Source organism: Chryseobacterium sp. WX (assembly GCF_029542485.1).
Classification (GTDB): domain Bacteria; phylum Bacteroidota; class Bacteroidia; order Flavobacteriales; family Weeksellaceae; genus Chryseobacterium; species Chryseobacterium cucumeris.
The window spans coordinates 4,693,364-4,716,127 of the sequence record NZ_CP120710.1; the positions used below are offsets into that span (position 1 = coordinate 4,693,364).

The 22,764-nt window shown below is 36.0% G+C and carries 16 protein-coding genes and 3 tRNA genes; 11 read left to right on the forward strand and 8 right to left on the reverse strand.

Annotated elements, in window-relative coordinates; all coding sequences use genetic code 11:
* Positions 1 to 57: 57 nt before the first annotated feature.
* Complete coding sequence (locus PZ898_RS21555) at positions 58 to 3,204, reverse strand: T9SS type B sorting domain-containing protein (RefSeq protein WP_277694213.1); 3,147 nt, start codon at positions 3,202 to 3,204, stop codon at positions 58 to 60.
* A gap of 79 nt (positions 3,205 to 3,283) precedes the next feature.
* A complete protein-coding gene (locus PZ898_RS21560; RefSeq protein ID WP_277694214.1) occupies positions 3,284 to 5,575 on the reverse strand; it encodes a fibronectin type III domain-containing protein in 2,292 nt (763 codons plus the stop codon).
* Between the two features lie 386 nt (positions 5,576 to 5,961).
* Between PZ898_RS21560 and PZ898_RS21565 the strand changes: the two genes are divergently transcribed.
* Both PZ898_RS21565 and PZ898_RS21570 read left to right on the forward strand, forming a co-directional pair.
* On the forward strand, positions 5,962 to 7,605 hold the full coding sequence (locus tag PZ898_RS21565; protein ID WP_277694215.1) for a helix-turn-helix domain-containing protein: 1,644 nt from the start codon (positions 5,962 to 5,964) through the stop codon (positions 7,603 to 7,605).
* Entirely contained in the window at positions 7,605 to 8,738 is a 1,134-nt protein-coding gene (locus tag PZ898_RS21570) for a hypothetical protein (protein ID WP_277694216.1), read from the forward strand. Before PZ898_RS21565 ends, PZ898_RS21570 begins: the two co-directional genes overlap by 1 nt.
* A 121-nt stretch (positions 8,739 to 8,859) precedes the next feature.
* Here the strand turns inward: PZ898_RS21570 and PZ898_RS21575 are convergent.
* The 3 genes from PZ898_RS21575 to PZ898_RS21585 form a co-directional block, all read right to left on the reverse strand.
* Positions 8,860 to 8,933 (reverse strand) — tRNA-Arg (locus PZ898_RS21575).
* A gap of 42 nt (positions 8,934 to 8,975) precedes the next feature.
* Positions 8,976 to 9,050, reverse strand: a tRNA-Pro gene (locus PZ898_RS21580).
* A gap of 15 nt (positions 9,051 to 9,065) precedes the next feature.
* Positions 9,066 to 9,150, reverse strand: a tRNA-Ser gene (locus PZ898_RS21585).
* A gap of 135 nt (positions 9,151 to 9,285) precedes the next feature.
* Between PZ898_RS21585 and PZ898_RS21590 the strand changes: the two genes are divergently transcribed.
* From PZ898_RS21590 to PZ898_RS21605, 4 genes are all read left to right on the forward strand, one after another.
* A complete protein-coding gene (locus PZ898_RS21590) occupies positions 9,286 to 10,311 on the forward strand; it encodes an N-acetylmuramoyl-L-alanine amidase (RefSeq protein ID WP_062676438.1) in 1,026 nt (341 codons plus the stop codon).
* A 72-nt stretch (positions 10,312 to 10,383) separates the two neighbouring features.
* The gene (gene aspA / locus PZ898_RS21595) at positions 10,384 to 11,784 is read left to right on the forward strand and encodes an aspartate ammonia-lyase (RefSeq protein WP_062676437.1); all 1,401 of its coding nucleotides are present in this window, start codon (positions 10,384 to 10,386) and stop codon (positions 11,782 to 11,784) included.
* 91 nt (positions 11,785 to 11,875) lie between these two features.
* Positions 11,876 to 12,730, forward strand: coding sequence for a glycosyltransferase family 2 protein (locus PZ898_RS21600; protein WP_062676436.1), 855 nt, complete (start codon positions 11,876 to 11,878; stop codon positions 12,728 to 12,730).
* A gap of 120 nt (positions 12,731 to 12,850) precedes the next feature.
* Positions 12,851 to 13,891 carry a hypothetical protein gene (locus PZ898_RS21605; protein ID WP_277694217.1) on the forward strand — a complete coding sequence of 347 codons (1,041 nt, stop codon included), beginning with the start codon at positions 12,851 to 12,853 and terminating at the stop codon, positions 13,889 to 13,891.
* Positions 13,892 to 13,929: 38 nt separating this feature from the next.
* Here the strand turns inward: PZ898_RS21605 and PZ898_RS21610 are convergent, their stop codons facing one another.
* The 3 genes from PZ898_RS21610 to PZ898_RS21620 all read right to left on the reverse strand — a co-directional run bounded on the left by PZ898_RS21610 (position 13,930) and on the right by PZ898_RS21620 (position 17,165).
* The gene (locus PZ898_RS21610) at positions 13,930 to 15,429 is read right to left on the reverse strand and encodes an oligosaccharide flippase family protein (RefSeq protein ID WP_277694218.1); all 1,500 of its coding nucleotides are present in this window, start codon (positions 15,427 to 15,429) and stop codon (positions 13,930 to 13,932) included.
* Positions 15,430 to 15,437: 8 nt separating this feature from the next.
* On the reverse strand, positions 15,438 to 16,232 hold the full coding sequence (locus PZ898_RS21615) for an FkbM family methyltransferase (RefSeq protein WP_277694219.1): 795 nt from the start codon (positions 16,230 to 16,232) through the stop codon (positions 15,438 to 15,440).
* A gap of 267 nt (positions 16,233 to 16,499) precedes the next feature.
* Positions 16,500 to 17,165 (reverse strand): DUF2461 domain-containing protein, encoded by a 666-nt coding sequence (locus PZ898_RS21620; RefSeq protein WP_062676432.1) that lies wholly within the window; start codon positions 17,163 to 17,165, stop codon positions 16,500 to 16,502.
* Between the two features lie 566 nt (positions 17,166 to 17,731).
* On the opposite strand from PZ898_RS21620, the gene PZ898_RS21625 reads away from it, so the two are divergent.
* From PZ898_RS21625 to PZ898_RS21645, 5 genes are all read left to right on the forward strand, one after another.
* Positions 17,732 to 19,432 (forward strand): DEAD/DEAH box helicase, encoded by a 1,701-nt coding sequence (locus PZ898_RS21625; protein ID WP_062676431.1) that lies wholly within the window; start codon positions 17,732 to 17,734, stop codon positions 19,430 to 19,432.
* A 151-nt stretch (positions 19,433 to 19,583) separates the two neighbouring features.
* Positions 19,584 to 20,222, forward strand: coding sequence for a DUF47 family protein (locus PZ898_RS21630; protein ID WP_027374906.1), 639 nt, complete (start codon positions 19,584 to 19,586; stop codon positions 20,220 to 20,222).
* Between the two features lie 13 nt (positions 20,223 to 20,235).
* Positions 20,236 to 21,378, forward strand: a complete 1,143-nt coding sequence (locus tag PZ898_RS21635) for an inorganic phosphate transporter (protein ID WP_034700227.1) — start codon at positions 20,236 to 20,238, stop codon at positions 21,376 to 21,378.
* Between the two features lie 246 nt (positions 21,379 to 21,624).
* The gene (locus tag PZ898_RS21640) at positions 21,625 to 21,882 is read left to right on the forward strand and encodes a hypothetical protein (protein WP_277694220.1); all 258 of its coding nucleotides are present in this window, start codon (positions 21,625 to 21,627) and stop codon (positions 21,880 to 21,882) included.
* 42 nt (positions 21,883 to 21,924) lie between these two features.
* Positions 21,925 to 22,695, forward strand: a complete 771-nt coding sequence (locus PZ898_RS21645; protein WP_277694221.1) for a GLPGLI family protein — start codon at positions 21,925 to 21,927, stop codon at positions 22,693 to 22,695.
* Positions 22,696 to 22,764 lie beyond the last annotated feature (69 nt).

A 22,764-nucleotide genomic window follows, 5' to 3' on the forward strand; every position in this document is an offset into this window, starting at 1 on the left:
CAGCTTTTCATGAAAGCCAGCTTTGTTACAGTTGATTGATTGTGTTTAGATTAATCTTTAATTTTTCAGTAAGATCCATCCTGTGTATTTGATGATGGTGTCTTTCAGGGTGGGTTCTTTCCAGGTGATTACATACCAGTAAGTTCCGGTGAACAGTTTTTTATTATTGAACATGCCGTCCCAAGTATAATTGTTAAAACGTGTACCTGTAAAAACATTGTTTCCATATCTGTCATGTACCGTAAAGGATAACTCTTTCTTGTAAGCAAATTCTGCGTAAGAAATGCTATCATTAACATTATCTCCATTAGGTGTAATGGCATTGATGATGTTCATCACTGTCAGTTCTACCTGTATGGGCTCGCAGTTGTAAGAATCCTTTACATAAAACTTATTCTGACCATTAGGCAGGCCTGTAAACACATTTGAATTTTGCCAGTTAATCCCATCAATGGAATATAAGTAGGGTGGATTTCCTCCTATTACAGTAAGTGTCGCTTTATTATTGTCAAAATCAATTTGCCTGATAACAACGTCAGGTGCTTTTTTTACAGAAACATGCTGCTTTGTAAAACAGTTGTCATGTCCTAAAATCACCCAGTAATTTCCTACTCTTACATTAGAAATAGAAGAAGTTGTATCTCCTGTGCTCCATTCATAAGACTCATAGCCGGATCCTGCATCCAGTGTTGTTGTAGCATTAAAACATATGAATTGATCTTTAAGCAATGGGGAAGGATGAGGCAGTGTGACGGTAAGAGTTACTGTCGCAATAGTGTAACATCCTGTAGCATTGATGATTTTAATGTATACCTTTCCGCCGGAGGAAATGTAAACACTGGGGTTCAGGATAGCATTGATACCTGCTCCAGCATCCTGTAGTGTTTTATAATATTCTTTTGTAATACCTGTTTCGCTGGTAACAGATGCCTGGGTGAGATCAAAGCTTCCTTTATCCGGAGCGGAAGCAATATAACATGACGTTAAAGATGTATTCCGAACCTGCGGGGAAGGATTAAACAGGAGACTGATCTTTGTCTGGGCAGAACACCCTTCAAGGGTTGTTACTTTTACATAAATGTCTTTAGGAACAGATGATACATAAGCATTGGCTGGAATAATTTCATTAGTACCGGCAGCCAGATCTGCGGCGGTGGGATAATATTTCTTACTACTTCCCGATGGTCCTCCCACATTGGCAGAAGTGAGATCAAAAAGTCCGCTTCCGTTATTGCTGCATGCTTTAATGGAGGTATTCGTTACTGTGACTGTTTGGACAGTGATATTGACTTTTACTTCTTCGCAATCTGTAAATTCGGGAACATTGCCGCAGAATTTGTAGGTGAAAGTATCTGTAGCTCCGGTATTGGCTGTATAAGTAAGTATTCCTGTTGTAGGGTTTACTGTGAGTGTACCATTGGCAGGCGGACTGATGATTTGTACCGTTCCCGGAACCGGAGTTTGGGATGAATTCGTAAATGAAGGCGTTATGTTTACCGGGGTTCCTGTTGAACACACCGTTAATGCTTTTGTGGTATTAGCTAGACATGAAAATGCCTTATAAACCGGTGTTGTGACAGAGGGACAGCTTCCACCCACAGATACGGTAACGGTGTAATTTCCCGGTTGAGTAGGAGTATATGTGTTGGTATTCGCTCCCGGAATAGCATTTCCGTTAAAATTCCATTGATAAGTTGTATAGCTATCATCTACTTCCAGTGACATTCCCGGAATACAGGTTCCGTTTTTCTTGGCAATAACAGGGATAGAAGAAAATCCGGCAAAATAACCACCGTAGCCTACATTTCCTTCACCGGCAGCAATACCAGCCGTCACAGCTTTAGTAGATTCTACGGTAATATTACCTGTAACATTCGGTACAGAATAAGTAACCCAATTAGTATTTCCGGTTACGGGGAACGGTCCTTGTGCAGGAGGTAAAGGTATTCCGTTAACAGTTACTGTAGCTCCTGTCTCAGTGATGATATTGAGTTTTACTGCAGGAGTGATAGCAGTATAATAAGGTAATACATTGATCATACCTATTTCATCAATTTTCTTAGGAAGAAAACAGTTGAGAGGAGGAATATAATTAGCCCCGATGGTAATTTCAACAAATGATGTTGCTGTTCCAGCCATCAATTGATAAACATAGGCTTTTTTGGTAGTCCGGATGTGCATGTTATAATGTCCGGTACTATTTTGATTCATATAAGAAGAAGAGCCGATCCGATAGAACTGCCCTTCATTAAGAGTGGCAATCGGGTTCACATCATCATTGAGATATACCTGTGTATTATTCTCTGTAGCGGTTACTACAGCACCCTCTACATTTGATGCGATCGGAGCCATACCCTTAACAAGGACAAAATCATCCCCTAAACGTTCTACCGGTATCGACTGGTCCATTAAAATATCACCGCCATTATTGGAGTTAACAATCTGACCGTTGAAATTTCCGTTAGTAACAGTTACAGGTTTATTAGACTCAATTTTAGCTCCAATAAAACCGCTTTGATTTCCTGTCTGGTTTCCTGTACCTTCTATAATATACGATTGCCCTTTTTGTAAGGTAAAAGTCATTGAAGGCGTATTGGTACCAGTAGTCCCATTGGAGAATTGAACGGAAGCTCCATAATTAGATACTGTTACCATTGTATTATCTTCAGTAGCAAGTACTCCACAGGTGAAATTGTTATTGGAAGAAGCTGTAGCAATAGGCCCATAAGCAACATAAAATTTGTTTCCAATACCAGCTTTTCCTTTGGACGTAAGTATTTCTCCATGATTTTTTGTAGAGAATCTGAAAGTACAGAAAAAAGGTTTTTCTCCTTTAACATAAATACCTCGTCCGGTTACCTTAAAAACTTCTGATTGTGACCCCGTAATCATTTTATCCATAGGAATGTCAAAAGATTGGGGATTGCCTTTGCTGATTGTTACATTTCCAATGGCTGTATTATTGTTATAGATCGTGACGGGAAATGGAGTTGTAGAATCTGTCGATAAAAATAAAGCCTGTTTATTGGAATCATTAAGTCTGGACATCATCGGGGCAAACCAATGTTCCGTATCTCTCTGGGAAAAAAGCATATTGCTTCCAAATGATAAAATGAGCACTGTAAAAAGAAGCTTTCTGAGCAATAAAAGCCAGTGCTTTCCTGTTTCGGAAGCAGGCTTATAAACGAAGTAAAAATCTTTCATTGAATAAGTTTAAGGAGGATAAAAACTGTCATAAAAGCGATGGACAAGTTTCCACCGCTTTTGATGACAGAGACAACATTTATTTCTTTATGGCTTTTACGGTGTGAGAAGTACCGTCTTTCATGATCATTTTTATTAAATATATTCCTGATGCCAGATCTTTTAATGAAATTGTATGGTCAGGATTCCTGATCTCAGTGACGGATTTACCCGAAGTATCATATATCATAACGGATTGCATGTTTTTATGGTCAGTCATCATAATTACATCAGTGAAAGGATTAGGGGAAATGCTTGCTTTTGATTTCACTGCGTTGTCCTGTACATTCATTGTTTGTGTGGGAGCCCATGAAACATTATCCCAGTAATACAATGCATTCCCTGAGGTTGCATATGTATCCCGGATAGCCAGTCTTGCCCCTGCCGGAACGGTATTAGGAATGACAATAGTGTACTCACTTCCTGTAGCTGGAGTATACGAGGTATTGGTAATATTCAATTGCTGGATCAATGTAAAAGTAGAAGCATCAGTAGGATTGGTCATATATCCCACCTCTAATTTTCCTGTATTCACACTGCAATAAGCATTCAGCTTCAGAGAATGAGTTCCTGCATTGATGTTGGTAAACTCAGGTAATACAGCAATGGATATATCTCCTGCAGAAATACTGCGTTGTAAAATATGTTTCGTTCCGGATAGAGCACCATTTCCATTAATATTTAAGCTTGCTATTCCTGTCACAATTCTTCCCCAGCATGGAGCATTGGTTAATAATCCCGTAGCATAAGAATCAAAATTTTCTAAAAGTGTTGCAACTGGTGCACAAAGAGTCTGTACCGATGCAATATTGCTCCATAGACTCTGATCTGAAGCACTACATCTTGATCTTATCCATATATAATAGGTTGTTGCAGAGTTTAATCCCTGGATAGTATAAGGATTAGCTGTTACCCCTGTTATATTAGGTACGGTAGATGAGGTTGGCGCGGTGTTGTTGGTACTGTAATAAATGTCGTACCCCATTGCTGGTGCTGGTGAAGGAGCTGTCCATGCTATATTCGCTGTTGCGCTGGTTACATTGGATAAAACGATATTTGTTGGAGTAAAGCACGTTGGTTTAGGCTCCCAATATACATTATCCCAGTAAATATTTACAGAAGGAACACCTCCATGTCTTATGGCCAGCCTTGCATTGGCAGGAACGGTATTGGGAATTACAACACTATATTCAAATCCATCGAAAACAGTATTACTGATATTCACAGATTGGATATTCACAAAAGAAGAAGCATCCGTATCATTGGTTACGTAACCAATATCTAATACACCAGCAGTACTGCTTACTTTTGCTTTAAATCTTAACCAGTGGGTTCCCGCATTTACATTACTGAACATCGGAAGTACAGCAATTACTGTGTTAGCTGCACCATTGGCACTCTGATACATCGCTTTGCTACTGTTCACACCACTACCGGAACCAATTGTCTGGTATCCTGATCCTAAAATAATTCTATCCCAGCAGTCAGCATTATTAGGCCCGTTTACTGCACTTTCGAAGTCTTCAAACATTGAAGTTTTAGCATCGCACTTGGTTTTAAATATCCCCCTTAAAGACCATGCACTTTTATTAGATGTACCGCAAACTGATCTTACATAATAATAGTAAGTTGTAAAAGGTGAAAGTCCGCTGATGGGTGCTGAGATTGTATTACTGGTCCCTGATATTGGCGTAGAGGCATCCGGAATAGTGGTGGAAGAAGTATAATAATATTCATAGCTTCCCGGTGCTGTTGCAGGAGCACTCCAGGAAATCATTGCAGAATTGTTGGTTATATTGGAAGAAGTAAGTGTTGAAGGAACAAAACAGGTTGGTGAAGCATCGATCTTCAAACTGAAATCTACAAAATTTCCATAATTGTTAGGCCCGCATGGGGTTACAGGGTTCGGGAATGAAGTGCCGCTCTGTACCCTGATTCTATATATTCCAGAGGCCTGAGAAGGTGGAATAAAAAACAGATCATCCACAACTGAATAGCTTGAAGGTCCTAGTGGATTTTCATAAAAATCATCAAAATCTCCATCATTATTCCAGTCGATCCAGACATAAGACTTTACTCCCGATCCTGCAAAATCCAGATGAACGTTCACTGTCCCTCCAGGATATGAAGATACTGTTTGGCTGGAAGAATTGTCAACATAAGCCTGATATGAAGATGCTGTATAGTATAAAGCTCCCTGATCAGAAAATATGGCATTCTTTAAATAGTTAGACTGGCTGGAAGTGCCGGCTGTAGGAACACAGTAGGTCTGTGCATTCAGTTGAAAAACTGAAAAGAGGAAAATCATCCATAATAAGTAGTGTTTTCTCATTTTATTTCTATTTTTAAGGGTTAGATGTACCGGCTTTATCGTCAGATTTTGGGCGGTATACTTAATTGTGCAGTGTATTTTTTTTACTTCTTTTTTTTACATCAGTAAATATTGATTCATTGAATTATATCTTAAAAATCATATCTTAGATGATTAGAAGATTATCTTTAATTTTTTATAATGATAATGCTTAATAAGTGTGATGGTTTCATTGAAATTTGAGAATAAGTCTAATATTTTGAATCAACTTAAAGGTTTGAACAATATTAGCGTTATATTTGCCCTTCGTCAAGGAATACGCTTGCATAATTCGTTGAATTTACAAGAGTTTGAAAAATAAAATACTGTAAATCAGTAATTTGTATTTGAGTGTTTTAAAAGGAGTAATGATAGAAATATCAGATAAAAACAGTGGGGAAATGATCCTTATGTTCAAAAAAATACTGAAAAGTAATATAGCAATATTGTTTTTCATTCTGTGGTGCCCGGTTTTTATAAAGGGGCAGGCGATTCCGGATTTCAGTATTTTAACCGACAAAGCTTTTCAGAAATTATATCAGAATCCCGAAGAGTGTATCAGCTACTCACAAAGTCTTCTTATCAGTGATAAAAATGTGGAGCATAAAGTCATTCTGCGGAACATTATTTCCCAGGCTTATGCCCTTCAGGGAAACTATGTGCAGTCTGTGAGTATTTCCAATCAGAAAGAAGATGATGATAAAAAAGGAAGTCTTTCCCATTTTATTCAGTTGTTTGATGATTATAATCTGGCTGATCAGTATCAGAACTTAGGGTTGTACGGACAGTCGAAGAAAATCATTGCAGATATTTTAAAGGATTCAGAATTGTTAAAAACCAATAATCCCAAAGAACGGATGGTGCTTGCAAAACTATTCCAGCTTCAGGCGATAAATGCAGGGATTGTGAGGAACTATAATTCTGCTTTACAGAATATAGATAAAAGTAACTCCTACCTGAACAGTCATAACGCAGAAAACATGATTATCAAATGGGAAAATATCATTTTCCGGTCTACATTTCTGATGCGGCAGAACAGGCTGGGAGAATCAAAGAAATTACTTGAGGATGTTATTCAGGACGTTGAAAAATATGAAAATAATGCCTTTATCTCTGCATTTGCCTATGAAAGTATGTCACGATATTACTTTTTAAAAGGAGATTACAACGAAGCTGTAAAACAATTGGAAAAAGGATTTGCTCAAATTGAAAATCTTCCTTATAATGATCTGAAAATCATATTTTATGAATTGTTTGCACGGAGCTATCTGGCCCTTAATAATGATGAGAAATACTATTATTACAATAATTTATACACCGGTTTAAAAGCAAAACTGGATTCCAATAAAAAGGAAGGAATACAATATGTTGTGAAATTGCTTGAAACCTACCATCACAAAAACCTTGAATTCCAGGAACAGAAGAAAGAAAAGCAGCTTAAAACTGCCGGTATTGCTATCTTGATTCTTATTGCGGGAATGGTTGCTTATCTCCTGAGCGAATCATCAAGAAGTAGACACCTCAAAAAACAGCTTGATTTCTTTGAAAAACTGAAAATAAAAGAAGAGCCTTCAGCTTTAGAGGTTGGCGGGCCGAGAGAAGATCCTGTAAAAGAAAATAAAAATCAGGAAAAGGATCCTTCTAAAATCTCAAAAGAAAAAGAAGATGAAATTTTACAGAAGCTTAAAGACTGGGAAAAATCTGACGGCTATCTGAATAAAAACATGTCACTGGCTATTCTTTCCGCACAGACGGGGATAAATACTAAATATCTATCTGAAGTCATCAATAACAATAAAGGAAAGAACTTTAACGGCTACATTAATGAGCTGAGAATTGATCATATTGCGCGTCTTTTGAAAACAGATCCTGCTTATCTTAATTATAAAGTAAGCTATCTGGCAGAATACGCAGGATTTTCATCTCATGGTGCATTTACGAACGTATTCAAATCTATTACAGGAATGTCTCCCAATACCTACATCCAGGAAATTATAAAAAATAAAAACTGATGAAATTCTTGATCCATATTGTTTTGATGAGTCTTCTGCTTTTTCAGACAACTCTTGCCGCACAGAAAATTTCTGATGATTCCCTGATGAAGATTGCCAATCTGGAAATTTATAATAATCCGGACAATGCTATAAACATTGGAAAGAAACTGCTCAGAAAAGAAAGAGACCTCAATAAATCCATTAAAATCTATCTGATTCTATCTACTGCAGGAATTGCCAAGAGAAACTTTGACGAATCTCTGCAATATATTCTGAAAGCAAGAGAACTGGTTCAGAAAACCAATGATCCTAAGATCCAAACCAGTTTTTTAATTGCAGCAGCTGTGCAGTACCAACAGATGGAACTTTTCAGCAAAAGCCTTGAAACATTGGACGAAGCTGACGAATATTTGGTAAAACTGCCTGAAGATTCCTATCTGAAAAATTTTGAAACAGCCAGAAGCTTTGCCCTGCGCGGAATGATCTATAAAAGCCAGTCGAATCCGGAAATCGCTCTTCAGGAGTTTTTAATCGCGATCAGAAACTTTGAAAAAATAAAAGAGAAAAAAGAGAAAACCTATTTCAACCAGAGTATCATTTATTACAATATTGGTCATTGTTATCTCAATCTTAACCAGCCGGACAATGCCGGAACGGCTTTTATGAAATCTATGAATCTTGCAGGTATGATCAAGGCAAAAAGTCTTGAAGCGTTTGCTTTAAAAGGCCTTGCAGAGATGAACAAGCAAAAACATCAGAATCAGGAAGCTCTGAAACTGTTAATAAAAGCTGAAAACTTAGGTAAGGAAGCAGGTGATCTGTCCCTCAATGAAGGGATTTATAAAGAAATGGCGGATAATTATCTGGCGATGGGAAATCCTAATCTTTATCAGGTCTACAGCAGAAAATACTTTGAAACAAAATTTAAGAGAGAGCAGAGCGAACTAAGCTCCATCAATCACGCTATTGATGTCCACAATATGGAAACTCAAAAGAAAAGTAAAAAGCTAGCCACCCGATATAATTATTTTATAGCTGGCATGATAATTCTTGGACTTTTTATACTGAGTATCTTTTTCTATTTTGTTATGAAAATCAGAAAGCAGAATAAGAAATATCATGACGAAATTAAACAGCTTATCAGGGATTAAATAGAAGTTTTTCAGTTTTAAATTAAGAGTACGATTTCTCTGTGATATTGTTTGATTATAAAATAAGATCTGTAGCCTTCTAAAAACAAAAGACCTCACAATAAAAATTGTGAGGTCTTTGTGAGCGCGAAAGGATTCGAACCTTTGACCGTCTGCTTAGAAGGCAGATGCTCTATCCAGCTGAGCTACGCACCCTTAGAAGTTGATTCTCGCTTAGTAAATAAGCACATTAAAAAGTCGGGGCGGCAGGATTCGAACCTGCGACCTCCTGGTCCCAAACCAGGCGCGATGACCGGACTACGCTACGCCCCGAATATATAAGAAGAGCGGAGGGTAAGGGATTCGAACCCTTGCGACACTTTCGCGTCGACAGTTTAGCAAACTGCTCCGTTAACCACTCCGGCAACCCTCCTTTTTGTTTATTTTTTAATGATCGTTGTTCCGTTATTGCGAGTGCAAATATAGAACAGATTTCTTTATCTACCAAATAAAATTCAAGAAATTTTTGTGTATTTTTGAGGTAATAAATCATTCAAAAACCAAACTGATGCGTAAAACATTATATATCATCGGATTAAGCACTTTTGTTTTTTCATGTACTTCCCAACAAAATGTGAAAAAAAATACTTACAAACCGAAAACCCCAATAACACAGGCGAAACCGACGGTTCAAACAACTCCTCCGGTGGCTTCAAAACCAAAAGTTGTATCTGATCATGGAGTAGACTTTTTTACTACTAATATAGCAGACCCAACAAAAAATGATAATACGGCAAGTTATGGTTCTATTGTATCTGCGAAACCAGCCGGATATAAAGTGGTGAAAACTTATTTCCCTGCGGTAGCCCAGAATTTCAGACAACGTTATCTTATATTACATTATACAGCCCTTCCGGACGATAAATCTCTTACCGTTCTTACCCAACAAGCGGTGAGTGCCCATTATCTGGTAAATAATACAGGAGATAACGAGATCTATCAATTGGTGGATGAAAATAAGCGAGCTTATCATGCAGGAGTAAGCGCGTGGAGAAATGACAAAAATCTCAACGATAATTCTATCGGTATTGAAATTGTAAATACAGGGTATACCACGGATGCTACCGGGAAAAGAACGTTTGCTCCTTTTAGCGATGACCAGGTGAAAAAAGTAGCGGCTTTGGTTAAAGATATTGTGACGAGATATCAGATCCAGCCTACGAATGTATTGGCACATGCCGATATTGCACCTACAAGAAAACAGGATCCCGGGCCAATGTTTCCATGGAAAAAGCTTTATGATGAGTACCAGATTGGAATGTGGTATGATGAAGCGGCTAAACAGACTTATCTTGAGGCAGCACAGGCTGATATTACAGCAAGATATAATGATTCCAGCTTTATTTTCCTTATTCAGACGTCATTGCAGAAATTCGGATATGCACTTGATCTTAGCGGAAAATGGGATGATGCTACGAAGAAAACAATTGAAGCATTCCAATATCATTTCCGTCCACAGAATTATGACGGAATTATGGATGGAGAAACATGGGCAATACTCCAGGCTTTAAATCAAAAATATCCAGTAAAATAATTCAAATTAAAACGCATCGGTTAGATGCGTTTTTGCTATCTTTAAACGATCAAAAACAGTAAAATATCTGTAATGGAAAATTTCAGAAAAGAAAGTGATTTATTAGGCGAACTGAATGTGCCTTTAGATGCTTATTATGGGGTTCAGACACAAAGAGCTATTAACAATTTCAAAATTTCAGGGCAGCTTTTGTCTTCATATCCGGACTTCATAAAAGGATTGGCTTTTGTAAAAAAAGCAGCAGCTAAAACCAATTATGAACTTGGACTTCTAGACGAAAACCTGTATTTTAAAATAGCAGAAGCATGTGATGAAATTGTAGAAGGGAAATATCATGAGCAGTTTCCGGTAGATATGATTCAGGGAGGTGCAGGAACTTCCATCAACATGAATGCGAATGAGGTGATCGCCAATATCGTGTTGGAAAAATTAGGAAAAAATAAAGGAGAATACGAATTCTGTTCACCCAATGACCATATCAACCTTTCTCAGTCTACTAACGATGCTTATCCTACAGCAATCAAAATGGGATTGCTTCAGATGAACATTGGGCTGGTAGAAAAACTGGAAAGAATTATCACGGCTTTCCGTGCAAAAGGACAGGAGTTCCATGATGTTATTAAAATGGGACGTACACAACTTCAGGATGCTGTTCCAATGACTTTGGGACAGGAATTTGAAGCATATGCTGCCACTTTAGAAGAGGATATTTCCAAACTGAATAACAACGCCAACCTATTTGTAGAAGTAAATATGGGAGCTACAGCTATCGGAACAGGCTTGAATGCTCCGGTAGGATATGCCACGCTTTGTGCTAAAAACTTAGCTCAGATTACAGGATTCCCTATTGTTTCAGCACCGGATTTAGTAGAAGCTACTCCTGACACGGGATCGTATGTAATTTATTCTTCAGCTACAAAGCGTCTTGCGGTGAAGTTATCCAAAATCTGTAACGACTTAAGATTACTTTCATCAGGTCCAAGAGCTGGTCTTTTTGAAATCAATCTTCCGCCAATGCAGCCAGGATCTTCTATAATGCCAGGGAAAGTAAATCCTGTAATTCCGGAAGTAGTCAACCAGGTTTGTTTCAAAGTATTTGGAAATGATCTTACCGTAACTTTTGCCGCAGAAGCAGGACAATTACAGCTGAATGTAATGGAACCGGTACTTTCACATGCCATCATGGAAAACATCAACTTCCTTTGCAATGCTTTGGATACGCTTCGTGACAAATGTGTGGTTGGAATTACTGCCAATAAAGAAGTTTGTCTGAATATGGTGAAACACAGCATCGGTATTGTTACAGCATTGAACCCTTACATCGGATACAAACAATCAACACAGATTGCAAAAGAAGCATTGGAAACAGGAAAGAGCGTATACAACCTTGTTTTGGAGAAGGGAATTCTTTCTCAGGAAAAACTGGATGAAATTCTTGATCCGAAAAACATGCTGAAACCGCATAACAAATAAAATTATCAACGATAAATGATCAATGATAATTGATGCCCTCAAAAGCTTCTCATCATTGATCATTTATTCATCATCATTTATACTATAATTTGTGAGGTTTTTAATCATAATTCCTGCCCATAACGAAGAAGACAACCTCCCATTTACTCTTAACTCTCTGCAACAGCAAAGCAGCAAAGATTTTAAAGTAGTGGTAGTGAATGACGGTTCTACAGACAGCACAGCTGAGGTCATCAGAAACTATACAGAAACTGATTTCCGTTTTGAAACAACCAACCTACAGAAATCTGAACATCAGCCAGGATCTAAAGTCGTTCACGCTTTTAAAAACGGACTTCAGACTCAAGCTATGGATGAATTTGATATCATCTGTAAATTTGATGCCGATATTATTCTTCCGGAAAATTATCTGGCGGAAGTAGCAACAGCTTTTATCAATCATCCTGAATATGGGCTTGTGGGAGGACTTTTGTATATCGAAAAGGATGGGAACTGGGTGTATGAAGGAAATTCCAATAAACATCACGTGAGGGGGCCTATGAAGGCTTATCGTAAAGAATGCTTTGTAGAGATTGGTGGTTTAAGGGAAACATTGGGCTGGGATAATATTGATTCCATACTGTTGGAAAATCATGGATGGAAAGAAGTTGTACTTCCGGAGCTCCATGTAAAGCTGATTAAAGTAAAAGGAGCCGATTACACGATACGCCCTGCTGATTATTACGGAAGATATTTTTATTTCTTGGGACTGAACAGGTTTCTGGCTTATATTGCCTCTTCAAAAGAAGCTATGAAAAGTAAATCTGTTTCATTTTTCTTTGATATTATTACATCTTATGAAAACTGCAGATCAAATAAATTAGAACTGAAAATTACCAAAGAAGAACAGAAGGCCGTTAATGATCAACGTTGGAGAATGTTGAAAAAGAAATGGCTGAAAATGTAGAAGGTGATTTTTTATACGTTGTAAATGTCCATCAAGAGAAATGGGTTTTAACCGTTTAATCAAAAAAGTAAAGATTCCATTGGCTTTAGCCAAAATTTAAGATATAACTCCCGTTAAACTGTGAAAAAAATAGCTTACATAGAAATAGATACCCACGCAGAAATCGCCCAGGCTTTCATGGATATTATGGAAGGATCTCAGGATTTTACGGTAGACTATTATTTTTCAAAAAGAATCAAAGATCAGGTAAGCCACCGCCATGAAGCTGTGTTTTTATCAGATAGTTCTATGATTCTGGATCAGTTAAAGGGAAAAGGATATGATCTTGTGGTCATAGGTACTGTACACCGTTATTTTAATACATTTTTAGCAGTCACAAAAAGGTACAATACGGCAGTTATTTCCCATAATCTTAATTTCATAAAAGCTTCCAAGCTGGATCTGATGAAAAGTGTTTTCAAGGGAGACGTTATCTTCAGACTAAAATTGTGGTTGAAAGAAGGTTTGTTCTACAAAACCAAAGTGTATAATACTTCAAGAACTCTTTTCGTGCTGGATGAAGCTCTGATATCAGGGAGATATCATTATTTGCCACTATTTTACACAAGAGATTTTGATAAAGTAAAAAATGAAGAGCTTATGGTGGTGATTCCCGGTGGTGTTTCGCAGAAAAGAAGAGATTATCATTATATTTTCGAAACCATTCGGAAACTTAATCCGGATAAATCTTGCCAATTTGTTTTCCTTGGAAAAGCAACCGGACACGAGTTAAAACAACTTGAAAATCTGTCTGGAAAATTACCTGAAAATATTAAAATCACCTATTTTTCTGAAAGAGTTTCTTCAGAAGAATTTGAACAATGGATGCAAAAAGCAGATGTCCTATGGTGTCCGATTCAACAGGATACAGAATTTTTTGGTATGAAAGAAACGTATGGACTCACTAAAATGACAGGAAACCTTGGCGATGCCATAGCTTATGGAAAACTGGCTGTTTTTCCGGGAAAGTATCCTTCAAAACTGAATTTTATTATTCCTGAAAAAGAAAATATTCTCGAACAGTTAAAAACCGTTTCTGAAAATCCATTTGATTTTTATACAACATACAGCAGGAAAAAAGTTCAGAAAAAACTGGAGCAATTTCTCAAAGGCTTGCTATAAAAAGCTTTAGATTATTCTATTTTCTGTCTTAAAAGCAATTATTTTATCTTAAATACACTCTTAATAAATCTCATATTCAGGTAATCCTCAACAGGGAAAATCCTGGTGAAGTAATTTCCGACATAGATCAGTATCAAGACCACTGCAGGTTTGTATATCAGATTAAGCAGATTGCTGTTGAAGTTGGGAAGAACAATGGCTACTGTAATAGCTAAAGTACAGATAATAGAGACGAAAATCATTTCAATACTCAACGGCGAAACCTTAAATACAATATAATTGAAAACAATTTTCACAACATTGTAAATAGTAAGTGAAATAGCCGTAGATAAAGCAATTCCGATCAGCTTCAGATCCGTGTTTTTAATGAAATAATAATTCAGTCCGATAGTCAGTCCGGCAAGCAAAAGCATCACCAGAATATTGAATCTGTAATATTTTGAGAGTGAAATAATATTCCCGTTGAATCCGGTAGCAAGATCTATTAATACTGCAGAACCCCAGATCCAGACTACGGGTTCATATTCTCTGAGCATGGTTCCGTTTTTTGGCATAAATTGCGTCAGATAAGGAAATCCTACCATAATACAGGAGAATAAAACGGCTCCAAGGAAATATAAGGTCAAGGATGTCTTTTTATGGAACCTGTCCAGTTCCACCATATCTCCGTCTGCCAGAGTTTTGTTGATGATAGGTGCTGAAATATTAAATAATCCAAGCTGGGGAATAGAAATTAACGAGATCAGAGCATACAGAACAGAATAAATTCCAACCTCTTCCATTCCCATAAATTCTCCGATCATAAAGCTGTTGATCGCCAGATAATTTCCAAAAGTTCCCAGGAATCCAAAGAAACTGTAATTGAAAAACTCTTTCCAGAAATTATTCTTTTTGAAATAATCGGTATTAAAGTCCAGCTGAATTTTTTCCAGTTTGTTGGTGTAATAAATATATCCCAAAAGCATAAAAAAGAAAATTCCAAAAAAGAAAGCATATGCAATGATCTGTGACGTAGAAGCTGTAACATTCTGTGATAAAGCAAAGAAAAAAAGACAGAATGCTCCCAGGTTCGCTATTTTCGGAAACAGATTGTCGAAGATATTGGAAACTACAATTCTTTTGTAATTGGATGTGTATTTATTGAAAATAGCACAGAATGAAAGGATTAAAATCAATGGCAGAATCATTTCCTTGATCTTCCATGCTTCTGAATGTCTGAATTTCGGATAAAAATAGGGAAGTATAAAAAATACAGCCGTGAAAATAATAAAGTTGATAAAAACCGTCAGTAGTGACAGTGACAGCATATTCTGTTTTTTACCATCTTTTTCTACTTTGTGAAAAAATTTCACATTCGAATAAGAAATACCCAAAACAACAAAAGGAACCAGCATTTCAGCTGTGGGAAGAATGTAGCGTAGCTTTCCGTAAAATTCAAAATCATTCGGAAATATAAATATTGCGGAAACGGTGCCCAGCAAAAAACCAATATAACCGATAATGGAATATTTGAAGCCTTGTCTCGCTACTACACTCATAAGTTGTTTTAAATGTTTTTAGGTATAAAAATAATATTGTTGATGTACTGAGTTTTATTTTTTTCGTCGTTTGTATTTTGTGTTATAATTTCTTCTGTAAGATTTTCCAGCGTAAAGCTGTTTCTGTTCAGATATCTGGCATCATATCCCCAGCTCATCACTTCGGATATTTCATTCCATATAGGAGTTTCATGGTGTCTTTGCTCCATTTCAACCATTAAGGTCGGCTTAAATTGCCTAATAGTTTCTCTCGCTCCGGAAAGAGTTTTTATTTCGTTTCCTTCAACATCTATTTTGATAAAATCAAGTCTGTTGAAATGTTCCAGTGCTGCCCATTCGTCAAGTTTAATAACTTTTACTTGTTCCGTATAGCTTTTCTCTTCTCCTTTTTCTTTGTAAGAAGTGTTTAAAGTACCACGGGAAGCAATAGTTTTACCATTAATGATGGGTACTTTGAATTCTGCAATCCTGTTTTCATCCGAAAGAGCAAGAGGGAGAATATGCATGTCAGAAAACAGTCTTTTCAGTCTTCTGTAAAGCTTTTTATTAGGTTCAAAACCATAAATATGCTCATGCTTCAATGTATTTTCCAGCTGATAAAGGAAAGTTCCCACATTGGCACCAATATCCAGTATCACAGCATTTTTAGGAAGGTATTCTTTGATCCATACCAATTCCGGTTCTACATTACGTTCCGAAAAGTTATTTTTATTAAGATTATTTAGAGCTTTAAAATATCTTTTTTTGTAGAAATTCGGGCTTATGTATTGTAGTTTCTCTGCAATTTTTTGGTATAAAGACATCTTTGGCTTTTTGGCGAACAGCAAAGATACGTAAAAATGTAAAACTTTTCTTAAAAAATGTTAATTATAATGGCTTGATTTTCAGGATGGATTTCTGAAATTTGTTTTTGTAACCTGGGGAGTTTTACTATAATTTTGATTTGTCACAGAGACACCTGTATCCCCCTGAACATCTGATTATGACATTCTGTAGAAATAGAACTTCAACCAGAATGCACCCAATGATCTGTGAAAACGAGTGATCGGTAGTTGAAAAAGTAAAACTATCTAGAGAAAAGGTGTATTTAGAAAATCATTGAAAGGTTTCATCAGTTTGAAAACTTTGGTCATGTTTTTTACAGCATTTTTGTCCAGCACTTCCTCATCTTTCAGAGAATATACTACAATAAAATTTTTAAGTTTGAGATATTCTCCCATAGGATCTTCTTTTTCAAAACCCTGAGGTATTTTCTTTAGTTTATCGTCCTGGTCAAGCTCCGGAAAATGTTTTTTGAAATCTTTATTATTGAGAATTTTTAGAAAATCGTCTCCATACAAAGAAATCTCTTTGCGGACTTCTTTCAGGACAGAAGATTCCGGCATATAGATTCCTCCTGCTAAAAAGGACTTTCCAGGTTCCATGTGAAGATAATAACCTCCTTTCTGATTTCCTTTTCCCATTCCCAGAGAAGCTCCGAAATTGGTTTTATAAGGCGATTTGTCCTTTGAAAAGCGGGTATCTCTGTAAATTCTGAATAAGGCCTTTTTACTGTCTATTTTAGCAAGTTCTTCATCAAAACCAGACATCTCCTTAATCAGTTCATCAAGAAATGACACAACATTTTGCTGAGATTCTGTGTACAGGTTTTTATTTTCAGTAAACCATTCGCGGTTATTGTTTTTATTTAATTTGTTTAAAAAATCAAATGTTTTAGAAGAAATGCTTGCAGACATATTATGTGAGGTGTTTTTAGTGTTGTTGCTAAGTCAGATTTGGGTAGGCTATTCAATCCCGAAATTTAGAATTGGAAATTCATACCACAATTCAAATGTACAAAATCTATTTAGGTTTTATACTTTCAGTAGGGATAATAGACGGATATTAGATGATAAAGGAATTTGCAGTGGCAGATTGGGAATCAAAACAGGTTGATAAGTAAGGTGCTGCCAGGTACCGGATGCCTGAAGCTCTCATTATTCTTTTGAAGAAATTTTTATGTTATTTTAAGTGGTCTTTTGTGATAGATTCAATGTTTTGCATAATAATATAAAAAGAGAAAAATATATGTTCTATGGTTTTATTTTGAAAATTCATAAATATCACAGAAAAAATCAATCCAATTTAATAAAAAAAAATAATGTTTAACAAGTCCTTAGTTTAAGGCTGTTTTTTTTACATTTAATTTTCAAAAAATCAAAGAAATATTAAAAGATTCTGAATTTAAGATTGTATATTTAAAACTTTATTCAAAAACAAATCAAATATTTATTGTATCTTTGCAAAAATTTTAAAATAGTTAATGAATTTATTTACGGAAACCAATTTAAGTCCTGATATCCTTAAGGCAATTGGCGAACTGGGTTACGAAAGCCCAACAGAAATCCAAAAACAGACTATCCCTTTTATTCTTTCAGATATTCGCGACTTGATCGCACTTGCGCAGACAGGGACAGGCAAAACAGCAGCGTTTTCGCTTCCGATTTTGGATATGATTGACGATACGAGTCGCAAAATCCAATTATTGGTGCTTTGTCCGACACGGGAATTATGTCTTCAGATTTCGAAGGACATAAAGAATTACTCTAAGTATATGAAAGACATCAAGACAACTGCGGTTTATGGTGGAAGTAGTATTGTAGAGCAGATGAGATCTTTGAAGGACAAACCACAGATTATTGTGGGAACTCCGGGAAGAGTAATTGATCTTATCAACAGAAAAGCATTAGACTTTTCTGCGATTCATTGGTTAGTATTAGACGAAGCTGATGAAATGCTTTCTATGGGATTCAAAGACGAATTGGAAACCATTCTAAGCGAAACTCCGGAAACTAAACAAACTTTCTTATTCTCTGCAACGATGAATAAAGAGGTGGAAAGAATTTCCAAAAATTATCTTACAAAGCCGCATCGTATTTCAGTAGGTTCTATCAACGAAGTGAAGAAGAACATTACTCACGAATACTATGTTGTAGGATACCGTCAGAAAAAAGAAGCATTAAAAAGATTAATTGATGCTAACCCTAACCAGTACTCCATTATCTTCTGTAGAACGAGAATGGAAACTCAGGAGGTTGCTGATTTCTTAATGCAGAACGGATATGCAGCTGATGCTCTTCATGGTGATCTTTCTCAGGCACAGAGAGATACGGTAATGAAGAAATTCAGATTGAAAAATATTGATATTCTTGTAGCGACAGACGTTGCAGCAAGAGGATTGGATGTAAACTCTTTAACTCACGTTATTCACTTCTCTTTACCAGATGATCCTGAAGTATTCGTTCACAGAAGCGGTAGAACAGGTAGAGCTGGAAAAGATGGTATTTCTATGGCTTTAATAAAGCCTGAAGAAAGCAGAAAACTGAAACAGATCAAATCTGCAACGAAAATTGAAATTAACGAAAAATTCATTCCTACAGGTGAAGATATTATCAAAGCTCAGGTAGGTGGTGTATTCGAGAAATTATTAACGGAGCACGAAGATCTTTTTGAATTTGATGATAGCTTAATCCCGGATCTGAGCAACTTTACAAAAGAAGAACTGGTACACCAGCTTCTACAGTTTCAGTTGAAAGATCTTGCTTTATACTACAAAGACAAGCATGACCTTGTTGAGCAGAAATTAAGCAGCAGAGACGATGACTATTCTAGAAGAGATCGCGGACGTGACAGAGACAGAGATAGAGGTCGCGACAGAGATCGTGGAGACCGTGGAAGAGACAGAGATCGTGGTGGAAAGCCAAGAAGAAGAGATGAAAACATGGTAAGATTTTTCTTCAACCTTGGTAAAAAAGACCATTTGAAGAAACTTGATGTTTTAGATATTATCAACAAAGCTACTGCTGGCGGAAAAACCAAAAAAAGAGCGGAAATCGGTGATATTGAAATCTTAGAGAAATTCTCTTTCTTCGAAGTTGAAAAATCGTTCAAAGACAATGTATTGAGCAATATTCAATCGATGAAGTTCAAAGGAAAAGATATGAGAGCTGAAGTAGCAAACTAATCTCTTCTTATACCATACAAAACCGGCATTGATGCCGGTTTTTTTATTTGATAATCAGTAGTTAAGCGAATGTTAACAAAACTTAATGTTATATAGTTTCACGTACAATCCTTTTTTAAGAAATTTGCACACGAATTATAAATACTAAAAAATGGGAATTGGTAATATTTTCCACGCTTTTCAACCAAAAGATAAAATCTTCTTTGTACTTTTCGAAAAAGTAACTGAAAATCTAGTTGCAATGTCAGAAGAATTCAACACAGGAATCAAGGATTTCGATCTTAATGACGATTCAATGTTGAAGAAAATGAGCGACTTTGAACACAAGAATGATGAACTTACTCACGAAATTTTCGTAGAATTAGGGAAGAACTTCATTACACCTTTTGACCGTGAAGACATTCACACACTGGCAACAGGACTTGATGATATCGCTGATTATATCTACGCATCCACAAAATATATTTTCCTTTACAAATCACCGGAGATGAAGGCTTATTCAGACTTCTCTTTATTAATCCACAAAGCATGTCTTGAAATTCAGAATGCAATGAAAAACCTTAAAGGGTTCAAAAATATGGAACAGGTGAAAGAAGCTTGTATTAAGGTGAACTCTATTGAGAATATTGCTGACGATTTGCTTTCCAACTCAATGGTAGAATTATTTGAAACTAATGATGCCATCAACATTATTAAAGTTTCATCTGTATTAAACTACCTTGAAATTGTAACAGACAAAGCAGAAGATGTTGCCAATACGATTGAGAACATCATGATTAAATACGCCTAATACATAGCAAAAAATGGAATTTCCGATTTTACTTGTAGTTATTATTGCGCTGGCCCTGATCTTCGATTATATCAATGGTTTCCATGATGCAGCCAACTCAATTGCAACTATAGTTTCTACAAAAGTTTTAACTCCATTCCAGGCTGTACTTTGGGCAGCACTTTGGAACTTTGCAGCGTTCTTTATTGCTGCTTATATTATTGGAGAATTCAAAATTGGTAATACAATTGCCAAAACAGTTAATGAGAATTTTATCACTCTTGAGGTTATATTTTCCGGCCTTATCGCCGCAATTGCCTGGAACCTTTTGACATGGTGGTTCGGGATCCCTTCATCATCTTCACACACGCTGATCGGAGGTTTCTTAGGAGCGGCTCTTATGCATGCCTTCATGATGGATTATCATGATGTAGCTGCAGCACAACCCGGGCTTGGGATGTGGGATACCATTAAAGAAGCTTTCAGCCAGGTAACACAACAGGGTGTCGTAAAGTTTGATAAAGTAATTCCTATCTTCCTGTTCATTTTCATGGCACCAATCATAGGGATGATTATCTCGATCATTATAACTCTGATTATTGTACATCTTTATAAAAGATCAAACCCCCACAAAGCAGACCAGTCTTTCAAAAGATTACAGCTGGCTTCTTCAGCTTTATTCAGCTTGGGACACGGTTTGAATGATGCTCAGAAAGTAATGGGGATCATTGGTGCAGCAGTAATCTATTATCACGTAAATATGCTTCAGGATGCGCAGTATTTGAATATTCCTTCTGCAGAACGTTTTGATTATTTTGCACAGCATTATATCTGGGTTCCTTTGGTTTCCTTCCTTGCTATTGGTTTAGGTACAATGAGTGGTGGTTGGAAGATCATCAAAACAATGGGAACAAAGATTACAAAGGTAACTTCATTAGAAGGAGTAAGTGCAGAAACGGCAGGTGCTATTACCTTATTCATCACAGACCACTTCGGTATTCCTGTATCTACTACACACACGATTACAGGTTCTATCATCGGGGTAGGATTAACGAAAAGAATTTCAGCGGTAAGATGGGGAATCACTGTAAGCTTACTTTGGGCTTGGGTTCTTACCATTCCAATCTCTGCAATAGTAGCAGCAATTACTTATCTTGCGGTAACCTTCCTTTTCTAAAAAAACAAATCATACAATTATATAAACTTTGTCCATTTGGGCAAAGTTTTTTTATTGTGCAATGTTGAAATTTAAATTATTAATCAACGAACAGATATTTATTGTTGTGATCCATGTTTTTGTGTTTTGTTTAAAATAAGTTTCTTATTTTGTTGATTTCTATTGTTTTATAGTTTATTTGTTTTATACATTAGATAAACACTTTGCAATACTTTTGAACAAAAAAGTTTATTAATACAAATTACAATGAAAAAACTATTACTTCTTTCAGCATTTATGTTGGCAGCACTTATTAAAGCCAATAATTTTAATTTTAAGAATGAAAAAACAGCCCAAGCCGTTTTATTTACACGTTATTTAATAACACTAAAGACTGTTTGTGGAACTACTTATCAAACTGTTCTAGATACTGATTTCGATACGTATGATTGTGTAAATAATGAATGGGAAATGTATAATCAACAGGATTGTGGCCATGCCAGCTATGAGAATCTGCCTGTTTAATGTTGTCTGAAGCTGTTTGACCTACCTTGTATTTATTTTTTTATGAAAAAAAAATTAGGTATATTTTTTTATTTTCTTTTAATTTTTATTAAAAGTCAATCTCCTAAATTAGAAAGAGATATTTCTATACTGGAAGTCAGATACAACTTTTCATATATAACGGATACTTTGAATATAGAAAGCGTTGTTTCAGAACCAATGATACTCCTGGCTAATAGTAACAAATCTGTTTATTATAGTGAGAATTATAAAGCATTTTCTGATGGTTTTAAGAAACAGCTGGAAACTGCAATAAAGACTGGCAGTATTGTAGAACCAGGTAAATTACTACAATCGAAAGTAAGACATTGTGTTTATAAGGATAATGATTCTATCTACATATCAAATCACTTAGGTAATGACTTTTATACCTTTCGTACAGAAAACATTCATTGGAAGATTGATAACTTGATAACTAAAGTTATTCAAGGATATAAATGTACAAAAGCTGTTGCTAAAGTTGGAAAGAGAATATATATAGCATGGTTTACTCATGAAATACCTGTTAATGATGGTCCTTATAAGTTTAAAGGTCTTCCCGGATTGATTTTAGAGGTCAGGGATGAAAAAAAATATTTTAATTTTGAGTTTCTTTCTATAACTAAAACGAATTTACCTATAGAATATAAAAAAGGATTGTTGATTACTCAAGCTCAATACATAGAAAAGCGTAAAGAATACATTAATGACCCTTCCCAGGGTAAAATTAATACTCCAGAGTACAGAAAAAGAATTGAAGAAAATAAGAAGAAATTTAATAATTTTTTAGAATAGCGAATAATCATAAAAATCCTCATCAAAACGATGTTTTTTTGTTTTATAAAGCCTTGAAAAATCGTATTT

Excerpts from the sequence above, each read along its gene's own strand:
- PZ898_RS21555 (WP_277694213.1), bottom strand. The coding sequence starts at position 3,204 with ATGAAAGATTTTTACTTCGTTTATAAGCCTGCTTCCGAAACAGGAAAG.
- PZ898_RS21560 (WP_277694214.1), bottom strand. The coding sequence starts at position 5,575 with ATGAGAAAACACTACTTATTATGGATGATTTTCCTCTTTTCAGTTTTT.
- PZ898_RS21565 (WP_277694215.1), top strand. The coding sequence starts at position 5,962 with ATGATAGAAATATCAGATAAAAACAGTGGGGAAATGATCCTTATGTTC.
- PZ898_RS21570 (WP_277694216.1), top strand. The coding sequence starts at position 7,605 with ATGAAATTCTTGATCCATATTGTTTTGATGAGTCTTCTGCTTTTTCAG.
- PZ898_RS21590 (WP_062676438.1), top strand. The coding sequence starts at position 9,286 with ATGCGTAAAACATTATATATCATCGGATTAAGCACTTTTGTTTTTTCA.
- aspA (WP_062676437.1), top strand. The coding sequence starts at position 10,384 with ATGGAAAATTTCAGAAAAGAAAGTGATTTATTAGGCGAACTGAATGTG.
- PZ898_RS21610 (WP_277694218.1), bottom strand. The coding sequence starts at position 15,429 with ATGAGTGTAGTAGCGAGACAAGGCTTCAAATATTCCATTATCGGTTAT.
- PZ898_RS21615 (WP_277694219.1), bottom strand. The coding sequence starts at position 16,232 with ATGTCTTTATACCAAAAAATTGCAGAGAAACTACAATACATAAGCCCG.
- PZ898_RS21620 (WP_062676432.1), bottom strand. The coding sequence starts at position 17,165 with ATGTCTGCAAGCATTTCTTCTAAAACATTTGATTTTTTAAACAAATTA.
- PZ898_RS21625 (WP_062676431.1), top strand. The coding sequence starts at position 17,732 with ATGAATTTATTTACGGAAACCAATTTAAGTCCTGATATCCTTAAGGCA.
- PZ898_RS21630 (WP_027374906.1), top strand. The coding sequence starts at position 19,584 with ATGGGAATTGGTAATATTTTCCACGCTTTTCAACCAAAAGATAAAATC.
- PZ898_RS21635 (WP_034700227.1), top strand. The coding sequence starts at position 20,236 with ATGGAATTTCCGATTTTACTTGTAGTTATTATTGCGCTGGCCCTGATC.
- PZ898_RS21640 (WP_277694220.1), top strand. The coding sequence starts at position 21,625 with ATGAAAAAACTATTACTTCTTTCAGCATTTATGTTGGCAGCACTTATT.
- PZ898_RS21645 (WP_277694221.1), top strand. The coding sequence starts at position 21,925 with ATGAAAAAAAAATTAGGTATATTTTTTTATTTTCTTTTAATTTTTATT.